The sequence below is a fragment of the Mesotoga sp. B105.6.4 genome, from assembly GCF_002896535.1.
GTDB lineage: Bacteria > Thermotogota > Thermotogae > Petrotogales > Kosmotogaceae > Mesotoga.
Map to the genome: position 1 here is coordinate 30,231 of NZ_JWIM01000075.1, position 16,450 is coordinate 46,680.

Consider the following 16,450-nt stretch of genomic DNA (forward strand, 5'->3'; position numbering starts at 1 on the left):
GATCAATGCAAACTACGTCTCAGGTCGCATGGAGATTTCCTGTCGGAAGCGTTCACAGACTGAACAGCATCTAGAAAGGAAGGGCACCTAAGTGTTGTCTTGGACAAATTCCGTAAAGGAGGAGAGATATGTCTATTAGAATTGAATGCATTGATGAAAGTAGGTTTAATAGGATTGATTCTGTGATTCTTGAGTTCTATGTGCAACTATCTGAAAGTCCATCAGAGGAATGGATAGAATGCTTCAAAAAAGCTCTGCAAGAATCATTTGATTCTATGAAACGCAAAATGAGAATCAGCGGCGAATGTGTGATCATTGAATGTCGAGAAGATGAGTTGGAAAAACATCAGATTCCAGCATTGGAAGGCTACATCGAAACCGCAAACAAATGTCTCAAAGAAACTGCTGAGAAACCAGAGAGAACTTCTTCATATGATGAGGATAGAGAATTGACAGAGAAACTTAAAGACATTAACAGAAGACTGTTCAATCCGTAATTTGGACAACAGTCCAGATTGTCTCGGGAAGAGAGCCGCAACAGATTCAATGATGGTAAGCTGACTTGTTTGAGAATCAGAAGCAATCAGAAAGGAATCTCAAAGGTAGATCGTTGTATCAACGAAGTATGGTTCCGCTCATTTTTCATTATCACCTGATTGTAGTATCGTACTGTCATTCTATTAGCCACACTTATCATGGGGAATGGAAACGAGTACTAGGGGGACAAGATGAAAGGACTGACTCTTTTCTTGCTGTTCGTTCTGGGTGTACTTTCGTTTTCGATCACTCCGATTAGTATTCAGCTAGGGGACGTATCAGCTTACTACGCGCAGGAATACCTATGCCTCTTCGACGAGGTTTCTGACTTCACAGAAGCAGAGATAGCCTTGATCACTGATTCAGACACAATAAGCGTTTTGAGGAGCAAGTCGCTGAACTTCGCAGAATCTGTAAGACTAATCGGTTTGGAGGTTCCGAAGATCATTGATAGCTCGGACCCGGACGGTTCTCTGAGCAATACAGCTTCTGACTTTGCAAGAGAAGTTCTTGTTGACAAGAAGATACTTCTCTCATACGACTCTGATCCTGTGGATGAATTTGGAAGGATTCTGGCATACGTTTGGATCCCCGTAGAGTATCAGGGCGAGACAAGATACATTCTCTTCAATCTCCTGGCGATCATTAACGGTTATGGCAATGCGTGCACAACCTGTGCTTTTGACGAGAGCTACATGACGATCTTTGCTGAAGCCGAAACACTCGCCAGAGATAATTCGCTTTGTATCTGGGGAGAAGATTCTTCCGTAGTCGAAGCGCAAAGAGAAGGAAGCGCTCCTACTTACGATCCGATTGTATACATAACAGACACGGGAACCAAGTATCACAGAGACGGATGCAGATACTTGAGTGAAAGCGTGGTAGCAATAAGACTTTCAGAGGCCATCAGGAGAGGATATGAACCTTGCAGTGTTTGCAAACCGTAGGGAGGCGAATCATGTCAGACTTTTCCTTGAGGACCAAGATCGTTTATATAGGACAATGTTTTTACCGGAATCTGATACCGGTTCTTGTTTGTCTGAACATTGTCGTTGCGTTTCTCCTCTTTCCTGTTCTTAAGCTATCCGGTGAATTCACAAGAGATGTGATCTCTTTGTCCTCAGCGATGGTCGGAATTGCGGCTCCAGTTCTACAGGGGATACTATCCAGACTCAGAGAAAAGTACGGATATTATGCCGGTAAGAAAGTGAAACTAGATAGAGACATTTTCAGACTTCTAAAATGTGCTGTCCCTTTGATACTTCTAGCTTTGCTTCTGAGAGCAGAGGTGTTTGGGGTTTGTGATGCCAATTCTCAGTGTTCGCCTTTAGTCAACTACATGAGGATTCTATCATTGGTGGGCGTTTTCACAGTATTCATACCTTTCGTGATTGCTATTCTGAGGGTATCCTTATATTCAAACCCGGGGTATCTTGTGAAGGAGATTACCGAGGAAATCTATAGCACTGATTTCACAAATATTATGGGTTTCAAGGATATTGAGAACTCCAAGGATGTTGAGGATTTCAGAGAAACAATAATAGCTGCAAGAGATGTGTGTGTAGCCGAAATGAACAACAACGACGAGAACTACGTATTTGAGCAAGTCACAATGTGTTTTGCCTCGACAATCGTCAAAATAGCAAAGTCAGATGACTTGGAGACCAGCAAGGAGAAGCAGAAATCACAACAGATTGAATTCGCAATCGTAGATCATATTGTCAAGCAAATGATTTCCATCAACAAGGCAGTTCTGAATAGCGGATATAACTCCAGAATTGCCTCGGCTATGGACTCATTCATATTGGTGATAGAGGAAATTGTTAGAGATGGCCACAATATGGGCAGGAGATCTCTTAGTAATTCATTAGTAGATACTGTTCTCAGAGGACTACTGGAGTTTGATGATTTTTGCCTGAATAAGATAGGAGGAGCCTCTGGCAACGCTCTGAATAATCACGAGACAGCGTTAATGAGAACTGTGGAGCTTTTCTCTTTCGCAACTTCCAGTCGCCACTTCAGTATGTCATTCCGTTGGGTTGAAAAAATAAGCAGATACTTGAAAAACATAATGGTATTGATGCTCAAGTATGATCAACTGAAGCTCTTCAAGAAAACGATTCGTGAGACCTGGCGCTGGCAGCACAACTTGAGCAAATTCAGAAGTGGCTCTTTGCTCATGATAATTGACAGGTTTTGTGATCAAACAAATAAGACCAGATTTGATGAGCTTTGGAATGAAGCCAAGGCCATTGAGGGCAAGGTTTTCTTCGCTTACACTCAGGAGAGGTTTGAGGAAGTTCTGGCAGACCTAGACAAACTGGAAAAGGATATCAGCAAACTCCAGAAGACTCCAGAATTGCCGGAACAGATAGATGGAGCTAGAGTGCAAATATTTGAGACATTGATCCAAGAGAAACTTAGAGAAATCATGTTCGAGATCTGTGTGTATGCGTTGTCTTTCAAGTCTTATGATTTTGTTAGGGCAATATGGGATTATTCGGACTCAAGAAAAGACTATCAAGAACCTGTCAGCATAGTTCCAAAAAGACCAATAGAGACAATAGGGTTGTACTTACGACTACCGGTAATTCAAAGACTGGACTATAATCACTCGCTCGATGGTTTAGAGTGGTCTCACTCAAGTTATTATGTTCTCTCGCTACTTAGATCCTATCAGTTCTCGGAAATCAATTTCGGCAATAAGGACTTTACTAGTAGAGTAAGAAGGATCCTTGAGAATACGGAGATCGAATGCCTGGCACACATCAATTACTTACACGATCAGTTGGTTGCACAAACAGAAGAACTGAAAAGTAGTAAGGAATTGCTCGAAAGACTTGGCTTCGATTCCAGCAAAGCCGAAAGTAAGCTCAACAGTATACGAGACGAATTCCTGAAATGGCTAAATATCCATGTGGAAAACGAAATAAGTAGAAGATCTGAGACTGATGAACTCGATGATTCCTTAATGGATGAACTCTGCAGAACAATCGGAGACACTTTCAAGGAAGCCTCTGTCTCTTCGTTCTTGCTGAAAAATGGAGCTTCAAGTAAGTTGGGGGAATCACCGACATTCTTTCCTGAAGAGAAGCTAGAAATCGAGAGGAAGTACTTAGTCTCTGAGAGAGCATCTGAGCCGTATTTTTATCCATTGGCAAGGCAGTTTAGCGAGAAACTGGCGCGCAAAGAAATAAGTGAACTTGTTGAAGTCATTGAGAAAAAGACGGGGGAAAACCAGTATACTCTCGAGCAAATTGAATCTTTAGTGGCAAATGAAAATACGGATTCAAAATACGTGGTTCTTTTCATATCAAGTTTTCCGCGTTACCCAAAGGTGATCGAGAAAAGAATTCATTGTGATGATCAGAACTGCTTAATGAAGATAGGAAACTGTGAGATCTCCATAACGAGATTTCTCTGCGACTCTGATAAGAGCATACTGTATCTCATTCCCGCTTCGAAAGTTAGCATTATACGCAGGAAAACTTACTCTGAACCAACCAGAAAGAGATTTCGGGATCTATCGTTTGATATTAGGGATCCAATCCCTGGAAACAAATATTCCGTGAAAGAGTATGAAGTTACTGACGATAGTGAAAGAGTAGAAGTGAGCATACTTATTAGATTGGGTATTGATTTCAAACTTGCAGAAGATGCGAAAGTAAATAAAATCGTCGTAAGCAATTCTGCAGACGAACATGATTTGCTTTGAGAGACCAAGCCCTTACTGAACCCTCTTCACCGGCTTCTGGCATCTGTGATCATGCCTTCAGGGACAACAATTCACAACCAAGCTACTCTGTTTTGCCCTCCACTATTACTAACTCACGTTCTCTCCCAACACTTCTCCGGATTCCTCCCGCTTAGTTCCGTCTCAAGCTCGGGAAGGATCTCTATGAGTGCAGAGACTATACTCTGATCCAGCGGCATTTCAGTCATCATATCAATTGCTTCGACAAAGGAGTAAGCGTCTCGGTAAGGTCTATCGGCAGTGAGGGCTTCGAAGACATCGGACACAGCAATGATCTTAGCCTCTAGCGGGATCTGCTCTCCCTTGAGATCCTGAGGATATCCGGAGCCATCTTCCCGTTCATGGTGCATGTAAGCGTAAGGAATGAACTTCTTCAGGTATTGAAGTGTTGAAGCACTTCCTTTCCGTGCTCTGGATGTCCTTGAATGACTTCCCTTTCAATCTCATCGAGCGGTCCTCTTTTTCTCAAGATCTTATGTGAAATTCCGATCTTTCCTATGTCATGAAGCTTGGCTCCATTAACAATGTCTCGGATCTTTTTTCCAGGCAATCCAATTTTCTTCGCAAGAAGTCCGGCGATCTTCGACAGATTCTTAGAATGAAAGGCAGTGTATGAGTCCTCCATCTCCCACAAGTACATGATCTCCTGAAGACCATGCATCTCATAGTATCTGGAAAGACCGAGCGCCAGCACTTCCATCATAATTAGGACGCCTATGATTCCAGACGCCAAAGAGTGAAAAATCAGCCACTTCGTGAGGTCGTAGCCTTTTACTTCAGCCCTCAGCCCATAGGCAAAAGACTTTGATCCTCCGGAAGTTAAGCTCACTCTTTCATCCAGATGCATCTCAGACAGTAGAGCATCCTTGTCTATGCTGGCGATCACGACTTTATCGGGGATCTCTCTTTCCATCAAGCTGTCATATATGTTGAGATAAAGATAGAGCTCTTGATCAATGTTATTTAGCTTGTATTGTCCTTCAAGAGGTACCTCGAGTGGTCTATCTATTAGCCTGGCGGACCTCAGTCCCGGGAAATCCTGCTGTATTTCTTGGAGCATCTCTTCAATGAAAACATTGTCACCGGAGTTCACCGCGTTATACATCGCATGCCATTGAAAATAACCGACTGATAAAGAGGAAGCAAGATTCTCGACAGATGTCTCGAAAATTCCCGAGTAAATCTCCTGCTGTAGCTTATCGCTTCGTTCTGAAAGACGTGGTACGGCAGCAGCATTAGAAGAACGGTAACAACAAAAATGAATATGACTAGCGTAGGTCTGATGTACCTTAGCTCATCAAATCCTTTCATTTTCCACCTCCCATTGCTTTACTGAACTTGAATAATTTGCTTAATCATAACACTTAATCTTTCGATAGAAACAAAAGAATACTAGCAGTAGCCATATTGAGAGCTTGACAACCGCTCTGTGCAAATAAGTCGAGTTAATTAGTGCGTATTGTTCTGAATGTTAACTGATGTAAAATGACAGACGTGTAGTAATAACATTCAGGGGGGTAGCATTGAAAAGCGGGGATATTGACTATGAGATCCTGAGCATCAGGGATTTTGGAGAAGCTATGCGGAGGAGAAATGTTAAGGTCCAACTGTTTGAGAATAAACCATCAGAAGACAAGCTAAGGGAAATTACTGAAAGTATCTGGCAAGAACATGGCCAGGACGTTGAGGAGCTTACAACTGTGTTCTATTTGCCAGGGATGGATCCGAGGTCAGTGGCTTATGCGTTTGGGGGATGTATGAAGGGGAAGGGGTGCTATCTGTCTCTGAGAGAATGACTGGATAAACTGAAATCAGACCTTTCTGTCTAGTTTTTCTATACAGCTGTGATCTTCCTTTCGGTCTTTCATCTGCATTGGGTACGTTCTGTTGTGTATAATCTAAGCGGTTTTGTTTTACGACTATTGACTAGGTGAAAAATGTCATCTCTATGAAGGATTACGGTAGAGATTTGCGAGAGGTGAGTGCGATGGAATTTAACGTGTACTGTGATGAAAGTTGCCATCTTGAATACGACAAACAGCCCGTGATGGCACTTGGTGCGGTCTGGTGCCTGAAAGATAGTGTACCGAGAATAAGCGATGGGTTAAGAGAGCTCAAGGCAAAACACGGTATATCTAGAGGTTTAGAGGCCAAATGGACTAAGGTTTCTCCTGCCAAACTGGAATTCTATCTTGACCTCATATCATATTTCTTCGCAAATGATAGCTTGAATGCGCGAGTCTTGGTGGTTCCAGACAAATCCATTTTGGATCATGATTCTTACAATCAGGACCACAACACTTGGTACTACAAGATGTATTACGATATGCTCAAAGGGCTTTTCTTCGATAGAGAGTCTAGATACAATATCTACGTTGATGCCAAAGACACACAAGGCGGAAATCGGATAAGAACACTACACGAAATCCTATGTCGCAGCGAATATGATTTTGATCATCGTGTAATCAAGAAAATTCAAGAGATCCGTTCTCACGAAGTGGAGATAATGCAAATAGTTGATCTCTTAGTAGGAGCTTTCGTGTATGCTAATAGACCGATAGAGTTACAGCAAAGTGCCGCCAAGAGATCCGTTGTTGAAATGATTGAGAGTCTTTCACGTCGCTCCTTATCTAGGTCAACGAGTAGAAATGAAAGAAAGCTTAACGTCCTTGTTTGGAAACCAGGGAAAGGTGACCGAACGTGGCAATAAATCTTCCGTATCCTGCATGGGCGCCAGAAAAACTTGACAGAGCCTACTTTGACTCAGATGAAGCGCTAATTGACAAGGCATACGAAGTATTCTGTCAAGATACCCTCTACAACTCGCTGTTCTCTTTCAGAAGGAAGCAGATATTTCTTGCAGAAGTTCAGAAAGAGAATACCAACAGTATTTTGCCTAACTACAAGGGGTCGATACAGAAAGAGCGAACATTTCATCATATAACAAGCGAGGAAATTAAAAAGGAAAGAGACCGAAGAAGATTAGGCAGAGAAAGGGACTTCGAGATAGTAAGATGCGAAAGCGTTCCGTGGATATTACCAATTATGTTGAATGTGAAAGACCAATTCACATGCATATACGACTTCCAGAAGAATGGAGAGACTAGGGTAAATATCTGGAGCAGACCATTAGATTACGTAGTTGTATTGATTAAGAGAGGATCAGTGTATCTTCTTTTGACAGCCTATAATGTTCTCTATTCGTCAAAAAGGAACGATCTGGAAAAGCACTGTCACTAAAAACATGAGGACGCCATAGCGTCCCCCGAGCTCTGTCCACATCATGGTGGATGAGTACAACTATGATAGCACAGTTGTATGCAAAATGTCAACGCTCTCTCTTGAGTAGATTTAATTATGATGCATTCCGCATCTATGCGGACAAATGGTGTTACTGATTGGGAGGAAGAAAATGGCAACCATGTCGGCTTGTATTCCATTGGAAAAGATGGGCTGCTATACATTGTGAAAGGCATTTAAGTAGCCGGGCAGAAGCCCGGCTTCGGTTCAGCTATGTGAATATGCAGTGGCAAAACGAATCATGTTACCCTTTGACTGTTTGTATTTCTCCGGAAAACATCAATCGAAAACTCTGTGAGTTCGTTGAAGTAAATGCTCCCGGCTCTTGTCTGTCGATCCCTGTAGAGTAATGAAATCCATGTTCCGCAGTTCCATGAAGCCGGGTTCTCGATTTGGAGGGATGATCTTAGTATCTTCTTCGCGGAAACAGGCATCTACACATGCTTCTCATATGCCTTCATAGCGAACACATATGCCACAACCATGATTCCGACGCACCAGGCAAGGGCAATCCATATGTCATTGCCAGCGGGCCGGCCAGACAATAAGGAACGGATGGCTTCCACTATTGAGGTCACTGGCTGGTTTTCGGCAAAGGCACGAACAGCCGGCGGCATCGATTCGGTCGGCACAAAGGCCGAACTGATAAACGGCAGGAAGACAATCGGATAGGAAAAGGCGCTTGCGCCGTCCACAGATTTGGCAGACAATCCTGCAAGCACAGCAATCCATGTCAGGGAAAGTGTAAACAAGGCGAGTATACCGGCCACGGAGAGCCATGACAATACCCCCGCCGACGAGCGAAAGCCAATAGTCAACGCAACGAGAATTATTATGACAACGGAGATCGCGTTGGATACCAGAGATGTCAGCACATGCGCCCACAGCAGGGTTGAACGAGCAATCGGCATGGAGTGGAAACGCTCGAGTATGCCCCGCTGCATGTCGATAAACAGCCGATATGCCGTATAGGATATACCGCTTGCAATGGCAATCAGCAGGATACCGGGCAAAAGATAATTCACGTAGTTATCCGTGCCGCTCTGAATGGCGCCGCCGAAAACATAGACGAACAGGAGCATAAGCGCGATCGGCATGACGGCCACCGTGATGATCGTGTCCATACTGCGAAGAATGTGGCGCATGGAACGTCCAAGCATGACGCCCATATCGCCGAAAAAGTGTTTCTCTATCGCTTCCATCTATCTTTCCTCCTTTCTGCCGATGATGGCGAGAAATATCTCCTCCAGAGTTGGCTGTTTCTCCACATACTCCACCTTTACCGGGGGGAAGAGTTTTTTCAGTTCTTCAAGCGTGCCGTTGGCGATAATCCTGCCTTCATGCAAGATGGCAATCCGGTCGGCAAGCTGCTCGGCCTCCTCCAAGTGCTGCGTTGTCAGGAAGACCGTGATGCCGTTGTCGGCTAGCCCTCTGACAATCTTCCAGATCCCGATGCGTGCCTCGGGGTCGAGCCCGGTGGTAGGCTCGTCGAGGAAGATTACCTGTGGTTTTCCTATTAGGCTCATAGCGATGTCGAGCTTGCGCCGCATACCTCCCGAATAAGTTGATACCCTTCGATCTGCGGGCTCGTCAAGGCCGAAGCGCCTGAGGAAATCATCTGCAACCCGACGAGGATCTTTCAGGTGGCGCAGCCTGGCAATCATGACCAGATTTTCTCTTCCGGTCAAAATCTCGTCCACGGCGGCAAATTGCCCGGTCAGGCTGATCGACTGTCTAACATTCTCGGGATGTGAAGCAACATCGAAGCCGTTTACGGTGGCCGTTCCACCATCCGAGTTCAACAGCGTGCTCAGGATCTTGACAATCGTTGTCTTGCCCGCGCCGTTGGAGCCGAGCAGGGCGAAGATCCTGCCTCTTTCCACCTCAAAATCCACGCCCTTTAAAACATGAAGCTTCTTGTAGGACTTATGAAGTCCTTTCACCTTTATCGCAACATTTTGCATATTCTTTGCTCCTCATATGATTGTGACCTTTGATAAATCGGCCCCCATGGCTTTGAGTGATGCGTAGGTAAGCTTGTCCATCATCGCGCCGTCGAAGCTTATGGTTTTGATGGCGCGGTAATACTTCTTGGTCAGGGAAAAAGGCGGTGTAAAGGACACGTTTTTCAGCGTCGCATCCCGAAACGTCACTTCCTTTAGCGCTGCCTCGCCAAACTTGACACCGATGAAGGTCTGCCCGTCCAGGCACAGCCCCGACAGGTCGGAGTGTTTGAAGTCTACGCCGTTGAAAATGCATCTTTCAAAGATCGTTTTTCTCAGGTCGCTCGTTGTAAATTTAACGTTGATCAGCTTCACGTCTATGAATTTCGTTCCCTTCAGCCCGGACGCATTGAAATCGGTGCGAACAAGGATTGACTGTCGGAAGCTCGCACCCGCCAGTTCCAGAGCACAGAAGCTGCAGTCAGTTAGATTTGCGCCGTCGAAATTTACATCGCGCACGTCGCAGGCCTTGAATGAGCTCCCGGTCAAATCCGCGCCCAAAAAGTCGGAGCCGCGCAGATCGCTCGCTTCAAATTTTCCTTTCTGTGCAGTGACACCGGCGAAGTCACTCTTTTGCAATTTTCCCGCGCTGAAGTTGATCAACAACTGCCGCTCCAGTGTGCGTGAAAGGCCCGCGACCTCCCGGACAGTTTGCTCAATGTCGCCTATGCTGTCGACGGTCATCTCAAAAGCCGTTTCATCGTCCTTGCCCTCCTCTTTGAGCTCGCGGAACCGCTCCTGCAAGTCGGAAAGCAGATCGGCCTTAAGTTCGTCCACACTTTTGACTCCATCGTAAGGCGAAAAAACGCCGTTCAAATAGTCTCTCAGTTTCTCATTCATGACATCACACTCCTTCACAATAAGTTGTCCAGCACGCGCTTGGCGTACTCCCAATTGCTCTTGTTACGGGCATAAGTGGCCTTACCCTTTTCGGTAATCCTGAAATACTTGCGCCGTCCGCCCTGAGATTCATCGCCCCAATACCATTCGATATCGCCGTCCGCCTCGAGCCTTCGGACGCTGGAGTACATTGTGGCTTCCTTCAGTTCATAATCGCCGCCCGAACGCTCTGCTATCAGCTTGACAATCTCGTAGCCGTAACGGTCAGCCTCCGAAAGGAGCTTTAGTATCATAGTATCTGTATGGCCACGTAGCAGGTCAGATGCGATTCTCTTCTCACTCATACCATCACCTCTAGGAATATTGTATATCATAGTACTATGTCTGTCAATGTACTGTGTTAAATGAATTACTTTGCAAGAGAGACTATTTGAGAGTTAACTCTACTTCCTCCTTGCGTAACCGGAACTGGCCCTTGAGAATTGTGGCTGAACTGATATACTGCATCGTTTGAACTTCCAGTTGTTCTTGTCACTGCTTGTGCAGTGACTGGCCTCAGCCTAATGCTGAGACTAACACCACAAGCACTCCTGCCGAAGATGAATTACGCCTTCTGGCTGGTCCGCGTCAGCAAATAGGTATTATGCGTGCTCTTTCCTTCCACCCGCTCCTATTAAGATGCTTCCTGCGAAGCAGCATCACTTCCCCGAATAATTTTCCGGGCATCACTTCCTCGCGCCAGCGAGCATCACTTCCTGGCGAAGCCAGCCGGTCCTTGCTCTACCCAGCGTTCAGCGCTCAGCGGTTCTTCTCAGCGGATCTTTGCTCTACCCAGCGTTCAGCGCTCAGCGGGTCTAAGGACAGAGCAACCTGTTTTGGAACTAGTTACTATCTTGGTGCTCTAACTCGGAGAACGGTCAACCGCGTGCTGATTTTTGCCTACCCATTCCTCAATAACCTCTCTGGCATCATCAAGATCAGCAATAGTAATCGATTCGCCGAGTTTGTCTTCGTAGAAGTTCTGAAAGCTTGATCCTCTGGAGCTGGAGAGATCGAGGATCATACCTGCTATGATGTATCTTCGGCTTTGCTCTGGTTTGTCGAGGTTCTCGAGTGCCTTGCCTGCAAGAAAGTAGCTTTTCGGAGTCCGGGGATCGAGCCTCAGCAGCTTCTGAGCCCAGGCGAGGGCATCGAGAGGCCTGTCAGTATCGAGATAGAGATAAACAAGCTCTTCCACAGCTTTCATGTTGTCTTTGTCTTCCCAAAGAGCAGCCCTGAACATTAGTTCGGATTTGTAAGGCTTCTTTCGCTTCTTGTAGATCTTTCCGAGGAAGACCATTCCTTCTATGTCATTCGGTTTCCTGGAATAATGCTCTTCAATAAGAGACTCTGCAGTCTCTGTGTCATCGAAGAGATAAGCGATATGTCCGAGATCCCACAGCTCTTCCTCGTTCAGAGTTACCCAGCTTTCGAACTCGCTCGCAACTGATACGCCTTTCTCAGCCTCAGAAGCGCATTGACTACTTTCTCCATTTAGAACTGTTTCTGAAACACTCTCCTTCTTTGAGAGATCGTTTATTATCTCGCGATAAAGCTTGGCCGCTTCTTTCCATCTTGCATCCAGAAGCAGAGCCATCGTCTTGGTTATTCTGTCTTCCATGATATTTCTCCTTTCGTCGAAATAGTTGTAAGTTCTGAGTTGCAAGAGAACAATCAGTTCCAAGTTCTGAGTTGCAAGTTGCAAGTGAAACCAGTTGCATGAATCGATGATTTCGGCGAAACTTTGATTGATTATCATTCAGAAAAGGAGGTTCTAGCTGTGTCGACGTCTTTCAAAGATCTTCTTGTATGGAACGCCAGTATGGATTATGTAACCAGCATCTACAAGATAACTAGAGACTTCCCGGATTCTGAACGTTTCGGTCTCGCTTCCCAGCTCCAAAGAGCAGCGGTATCAGTCCCCTCGAATATCGCCGAAGGCTCCGGAAGGTATTTCAAGAAGGAGTTTGTTCATTTTCTTTATCAGGCTAGAGGATCTCTTCTCGAAACCTTCACTCAGATAGAAATAGCCTTCAGACTTGGTTACATCCCTGATCAAGTTCGGGACCAGCTCATCGAGACAGGAGAGGAGATAAGCAAAATGCTCAATGGCCTCATAAAATCTCTCAAAGACTGATCTTTCAGCGGAGCTAGGCTCATGAGCAGTTCTAGATCCCTTCTGTTGTACAGTTCTTCTTTCTTGCAACTGAGAACTTGCATCTTGGAACTTGCATCTTGCAACTGCTCTTCACAACTTGGAACTTGCATCTTGGAACTGTTCTTAATCTTCTTTTCGCTCTTCTTGCAACTTGGAACTTGCATCTTGGAACTCATCTCTCGTCCATGCCACATACCTCTCCCTCTTCTTCTCGCGGTAGGACTTGACTCCTTCCAGCCGCATGATCGCGGTCCTCTCGCTCAGTCTGCTGAAGATCCTGGCCCCCACGGTTCCATCGAAATCAGTTAAGTTCAGGTTGGAGGTTATTATAGTTCCAGCCCCCTGTTCATACCTGTGGTTTATCAGTTCGAATATCTTGTCGGTTGTCATCTTGTTTTCCGTCTCGTTGCTGAGGTCGTCAATAACGAGAAGGTCAACCCCCGAACACTCCTGTATCTTCTCGGAGATCGTCTTGAAGTCTCCGATCTTCAAGGAGGGAGCGGTTATGAAGGCTACCGTATCTCCCATATTCACCGCCTCTATCGCAATTCCCGCCGCGAGGTGAGTCTTTCCGGTGCCGTAGCCTCCCAGAAGGACGAAGTTCGATCCTATCTTCCACGCCCTGTGTCTCACATACTTCTTCGAGAGGTCCAGCGCCCTTTCGGTCACTTCATCTTCAGCGATGAAGTTGTCCAGTCTTCTCTCCCAAAGTCCTTTGGGAAGAACTTTTATCAGCCTCTCCATGTTCTCCTTTACCCTCCTGAATTCTCTGTATATCGAGCACTCGTACATGAGGTCGCTGTACTGTGGGTCTTCGCTGGCGTAGATTATATATCCCCCGTAAGGGCACTTCTCCGGACCGGGACAGTTCCTCATGCACTCTTCTATCGCCTCGTCTTTGCTACACGGTGTATTTGAGGAGTTCTTCAAGTGTTTTGGGTTTTTCTCTTGCGGGATTCTTGAACTTTTCGATAGGATCTCTAAACGATCCAGAATCGCTCCAATCTTTTCTTCCATTTCTATTCGCTCTCCTTCCGAATGCGCCCCTTAGAAGAGGCTGCATAAGATATTCGAAGCCTATCTCTTCGAGGACTTCGTGTTTCGATCTGTCTATAGCGATGATCGCAGTCTTTATCTGGGAGGGGTAGCATTTATTGAGGGCCTCTCTCAGCAAGGGAATCCATTCCCTCTCGAAGGGCCCTATTATCGCCTCCCACGTCTCCATAACGTCCCTCTCGTACCTCGAACAGGAGTCGAGATAGGAGAGATCCTCTTGCTCTGCATCTTCCCTGTCCGGATCATTCTTCTCGAACAGCGGAACAATCAGACAACCTTCAGCCCGCACTTCTTCCGGAGGTCCGCCTTCGCCTTTACGCAATTGTTCATTCCCGTTCGATTTGATTCCGGAAACGGCCATTTCGCCGGGAGGAGTGTCTCCGTGAAGAAGCTCTTGCGAATCATTCTCCAATCCTGTTTGCACAAGAGAGACTTTCTTCGTGACTTCAGAAATTTCTTCTTTCTCTCCATTCTTAACCCCTTTTTCCGTTGATTGCGAAAGCAAAGCTTTCGTTTCTCCGTAAGGAGAAAGAATGTTTTTTTCTCTTGTTTTGTTTACTTTACTTTTCTTTAGTTTAGTTTTGTTTATATTACTAGCAGGCGTCGGGTAGGCCTCCGGTAGGTCTCCAGTAGGCCTAGAGTAGGCCTCGGGTATGGTCTCATCTTTAATGACGCTATTCTCTTGTTCATGAACAGACGCTTTCGCAACCCCGCAGGGTGGTGTGTCTTGAGTAGGTCTTGTGTCGGCCTCGGGTAGGTCACGGGTAGGTGTCGGGTGCGCAATTACTGTGTATTTTCCCGGGTTATGTCGGTCACCCGTTTCATACGCCAACAGACCGAATTTACACAGTTTTCTCCTCGCCCTTATGAGCTGGTCCCTGGTGCAGCCGAACACACTCTGAACTATCCCGTTGGGAACTATGAAACTCTCGGGCCATCTAGCGTTATTCGCATAGTCGAGTATGAAGAAATAAAGAGATGTCTCGAGAGAGTTGAACTTGTGTATCTTGTTCGCTATCCAGAAGTTGTTTATAAGTTCTATGTAATTCATACGAAAACCTCCATAGAAATAGTTGTCAGTCAACGGTTCGCCGTTCTCCGAAAGAGCCAGGTCAATGGCCTAACCGCTCTTATGTTCTCTCAATAAACCGCTTCCTTGGACTGCTAAAGGTTCTTCTGCTTTCATCATCATCGGGAGGTGTGATGATGGCTTTTAGATTCAAGGACCTCGAGGTTTGGAAGTTGAGCAAGGACTTCGCAAGGGATATCTACTCAGTTACCTCAACTTTTCCGGAGGAAGAGAGATACGCTTTGGTTTCTCAACTTCGCAGAGCCGCAGTCTCCGTTATGTCTAACATTGCCGAGGGTGCCGAACGGATTAACCGCATGCTCTGGAAACTTTCGAAATCACTTGCTCCTTCCACCTCGGAGAACGGTCAACGGTGAACCGTTAACTCTCTTGGGGTTGGTCAAGATCTTACGTACCCGCTACCCCATACCCCCAGCCTTCAGCGGCGATCAGCGGCTCTCTGATCTTCCCAGCGGGTCCTTGCTCTACCCAGCCTTTAGCGATCAGCGGCTCTTCGAAACCTCCTCACCGGCTTCAGCTTCTCTTTCTTCTCGTACGCTTCTTCGGGAAGATAGTCGACCAGCTCCGAAAGGTTTCTGAACGTGATGAATTTGAATGGATCTGGAAGCCCGACGACTGTATCCAGAGCCGCCTCTCTATCCAGAAGCCTTATTTGAGTGGGAGCTTCATCGCTCGCGTATTCATAGCCATTTATCTCCACCTTTCCTATCCCTTCTCTGTCTATGAATTCATCCGCAAGCTTCTTCATCTTCTTCGCCCCTTCCTGAAAGGCTACTGTCTTCTGAAGGGTGTTCTTTAGAGAGTCACTGTCACTTATCGTGAGATCCTCTCCAAGCTTCTCCATGAGAGGACAGAGTGAATGATACAGGCAGTAGGAGCAGTGATCTCCGGCTTCGGGCGAAAAGTCGCTCTGAAGGATCTGGTTTATCCAGGCGTAGAGATTGATTCCCGCCTCTTCGAGGTTCTCTTTCGTTATCTCTTTCGAGAAGGAAGCGCCCGCTGAAAGAGAGACCCATTCGATCCTGCCTATGTTATATCCCACTCTCGAGAGAGCCCAGGCGTATATAAGAAGCCTCTCCCAGTCGGGATCGCCAAACCCCGCCTTGAAGTGGCAAAGGACGAGGGGCTGGTTGACCGTCCCCGGTCCTCCGTCCTCCGAAAGACCAAGAAAAGCAGATTCAAAGCTCTTTATAGCTTTTTCGGCGAACGGTGAACAGACATCAGAAGACGCTTCCTTATCATCACATTCTCCATTTGAATTAAATTGTGATCTTACGAACCTGCTACCGGTGAGTAGCCCAGGGGGATTTCACCCCCAGGCTCTCTCAGAACCGGACTTGAACCTCTCGATTCATCCGGCTCCCATTATCCAGCCGAATAGAATATCCCCATTGTCCAGTGTACAAATAGATGAGGCTCTCTGCGAGCAAGAGCTTCTAGCCATTTACCCGCTTTTGTACGACCTCTCCTTTTCTTGTACTTGTTTCTTACCCACTGAACTAAGGCTTTGTTTAGCCGACTCAGTACTGTATACATTTCAAATCTGCGAAAGTGTCCGTAGTAGTTTATCCAACCTCTTATTACCGGGTTGATCCTTTCTGAGAGTTCTTCAATACTCAGGTATGACTTGGTTTGAAGTCTCATTCTCCGGATCTTCTGTCTCATCGCCTTCT

18 protein-coding genes and 1 pseudogene are annotated in these 16,450 nt (G+C 46.0%); 8 read left to right on the top strand and 11 right to left on the bottom strand.

What is annotated here, in order from left to right; translation table 11 throughout:
• Positions 1-128: 128 nt before the first annotated feature.
• The 3 genes from RJ60_RS14085 (at position 129) to RJ60_RS14095 (ending at position 4,252) form a co-directional block, all read left to right on the top strand.
• Positions 129-497, top strand: coding sequence for a hypothetical protein (locus RJ60_RS14085; RefSeq protein ID WP_103135164.1), 369 nt, complete (start codon positions 129-131; stop codon positions 495-497).
• A gap of 231 nt (positions 498-728) precedes the next feature.
• On the top strand, positions 729-1,484 hold the full coding sequence (locus RJ60_RS14090) for a thermonuclease family protein (RefSeq protein ID WP_103135165.1): 756 nt from the start codon (positions 729-731) through the stop codon (positions 1,482-1,484).
• A gap of 11 nt (positions 1,485-1,495) precedes the next feature.
• Positions 1,496-4,252 (top strand): hypothetical protein, encoded by a 2,757-nt coding sequence (locus tag RJ60_RS14095; RefSeq protein WP_103135166.1) that lies wholly within the window; start codon positions 1,496-1,498, stop codon positions 4,250-4,252.
• A gap of 113 nt (positions 4,253-4,365) precedes the next feature.
• Here RJ60_RS14095 and RJ60_RS16370 read toward each other — a convergent pair.
• Positions 4,366-5,396, bottom strand: a pseudogene (locus tag RJ60_RS16370) (HD-GYP domain-containing protein).
• Entirely contained in the window at positions 5,381-5,602 is a 222-nt protein-coding gene (locus RJ60_RS16375; protein WP_258006355.1) for a hypothetical protein, read from the bottom strand. Before RJ60_RS16375 ends, RJ60_RS16370 begins: the two are co-directional and overlap by 16 nt.
• Positions 5,603-5,814: 212 nt before the next feature.
• Here RJ60_RS16375 and RJ60_RS14105 point away from each other — a divergent pair, with 212 nt between their 5' ends.
• The 3 genes from RJ60_RS14105 to RJ60_RS14115 all read left to right on the top strand — a co-directional run bounded on the left by RJ60_RS14105 (position 5,815) and on the right by RJ60_RS14115 (position 7,531).
• A complete protein-coding gene (locus RJ60_RS14105; protein ID WP_103135167.1) occupies positions 5,815-6,087 on the top strand; it encodes a hypothetical protein in 273 nt (90 codons plus the stop codon).
• A 191-nt stretch (positions 6,088-6,278) separates the two neighbouring features.
• The gene (locus RJ60_RS14110; protein WP_219725901.1) at positions 6,279-7,001 is read left to right on the top strand and encodes a DUF3800 domain-containing protein; all 723 of its coding nucleotides are present in this window, start codon (positions 6,279-6,281) and stop codon (positions 6,999-7,001) included.
• Positions 6,992-7,531 (top strand): hypothetical protein, encoded by a 540-nt coding sequence (locus RJ60_RS14115; protein ID WP_103135169.1) that lies wholly within the window; start codon positions 6,992-6,994, stop codon positions 7,529-7,531. Before RJ60_RS14110 ends, RJ60_RS14115 begins: the two co-directional genes overlap by 10 nt.
• A gap of 494 nt (positions 7,532-8,025) precedes the next feature.
• On the opposite strand, the gene RJ60_RS14125 is transcribed toward RJ60_RS14115, so the two are convergent.
• The 5 genes from RJ60_RS14125 to RJ60_RS14145 all read right to left on the bottom strand — a co-directional run bounded on the left by RJ60_RS14125 (position 8,026) and on the right by RJ60_RS14145 (position 12,094).
• Positions 8,026-8,793: an ABC transporter permease gene (locus RJ60_RS14125; RefSeq protein WP_103135171.1), complete on the bottom strand. Its 768-nt coding sequence runs from the start codon at positions 8,791-8,793 to the stop codon at positions 8,026-8,028.
• The gene (locus RJ60_RS14130; RefSeq protein ID WP_103135172.1) at positions 8,794-9,555 is read right to left on the bottom strand and encodes an ABC transporter ATP-binding protein; all 762 of its coding nucleotides are present in this window, start codon (positions 9,553-9,555) and stop codon (positions 8,794-8,796) included. It abuts the gene before it with no gap.
• 12 nt (positions 9,556-9,567) lie between these two features.
• Positions 9,568-10,434: a pentapeptide repeat-containing protein gene (locus tag RJ60_RS14135; RefSeq protein ID WP_103135173.1), complete on the bottom strand. Its 867-nt coding sequence runs from the start codon at positions 10,432-10,434 to the stop codon at positions 9,568-9,570.
• Positions 10,435-10,448: 14 nt separating this feature from the next.
• Positions 10,449-10,778: a PadR family transcriptional regulator gene (locus RJ60_RS14140; protein ID WP_103135174.1), complete on the bottom strand. Its 330-nt coding sequence runs from the start codon at positions 10,776-10,778 to the stop codon at positions 10,449-10,451.
• A gap of 557 nt (positions 10,779-11,335) precedes the next feature.
• Positions 11,336-12,094 carry a M48 family metallopeptidase gene (locus RJ60_RS14145; RefSeq protein ID WP_103135179.1) on the bottom strand — a complete coding sequence of 253 codons (759 nt, stop codon included), beginning with the start codon at positions 12,092-12,094 and terminating at the stop codon, positions 11,336-11,338.
• Between the two features lie 159 nt (positions 12,095-12,253).
• On the opposite strand from RJ60_RS14145, the gene RJ60_RS14150 reads away from it, so the two are divergent.
• The gene (locus RJ60_RS14150) at positions 12,254-12,610 is read left to right on the top strand and encodes a four helix bundle protein (protein ID WP_103135175.1); all 357 of its coding nucleotides are present in this window, start codon (positions 12,254-12,256) and stop codon (positions 12,608-12,610) included.
• 144 nt (positions 12,611-12,754) lie between these two features.
• On the opposite strand, the gene RJ60_RS14155 is transcribed toward RJ60_RS14150, so the two are convergent.
• Positions 12,755-13,507, bottom strand: coding sequence for an ATP-binding protein (locus tag RJ60_RS14155; RefSeq protein ID WP_103135176.1), 753 nt, complete (start codon positions 13,505-13,507; stop codon positions 12,755-12,757).
• A gap of 25 nt (positions 13,508-13,532) precedes the next feature.
• Complete coding sequence (locus tag RJ60_RS14160) at positions 13,533-14,738, bottom strand: hypothetical protein (RefSeq protein WP_103135177.1); 1,206 nt, start codon at positions 14,736-14,738, stop codon at positions 13,533-13,535.
• Positions 14,739-14,890: 152 nt separating this feature from the next.
• Here RJ60_RS14160 and RJ60_RS14165 point away from each other — a divergent pair, with 152 nt between their 5' ends.
• Entirely contained in the window at positions 14,891-15,133 is a 243-nt protein-coding gene (locus RJ60_RS14165) for a four helix bundle protein (protein WP_258006356.1), read from the top strand.
• A 119-nt stretch (positions 15,134-15,252) separates the two neighbouring features.
• Here the strand turns inward: RJ60_RS14165 and RJ60_RS14170 are convergent, their stop codons facing one another.
• Together RJ60_RS14170 and RJ60_RS14175 are read right to left on the bottom strand one after the other, a co-directional pair.
• Entirely contained in the window at positions 15,253-15,819 is a 567-nt protein-coding gene (locus RJ60_RS14170) for a hypothetical protein (protein WP_308410922.1), read from the bottom strand.
• A gap of 323 nt (positions 15,820-16,142) precedes the next feature.
• Positions 16,143-16,450, bottom strand: a 308-nt coding sequence (locus RJ60_RS14175; protein ID WP_308410923.1) for a group II intron maturase-specific domain-containing protein, incomplete at its 5' end; no start/stop codon positions are given.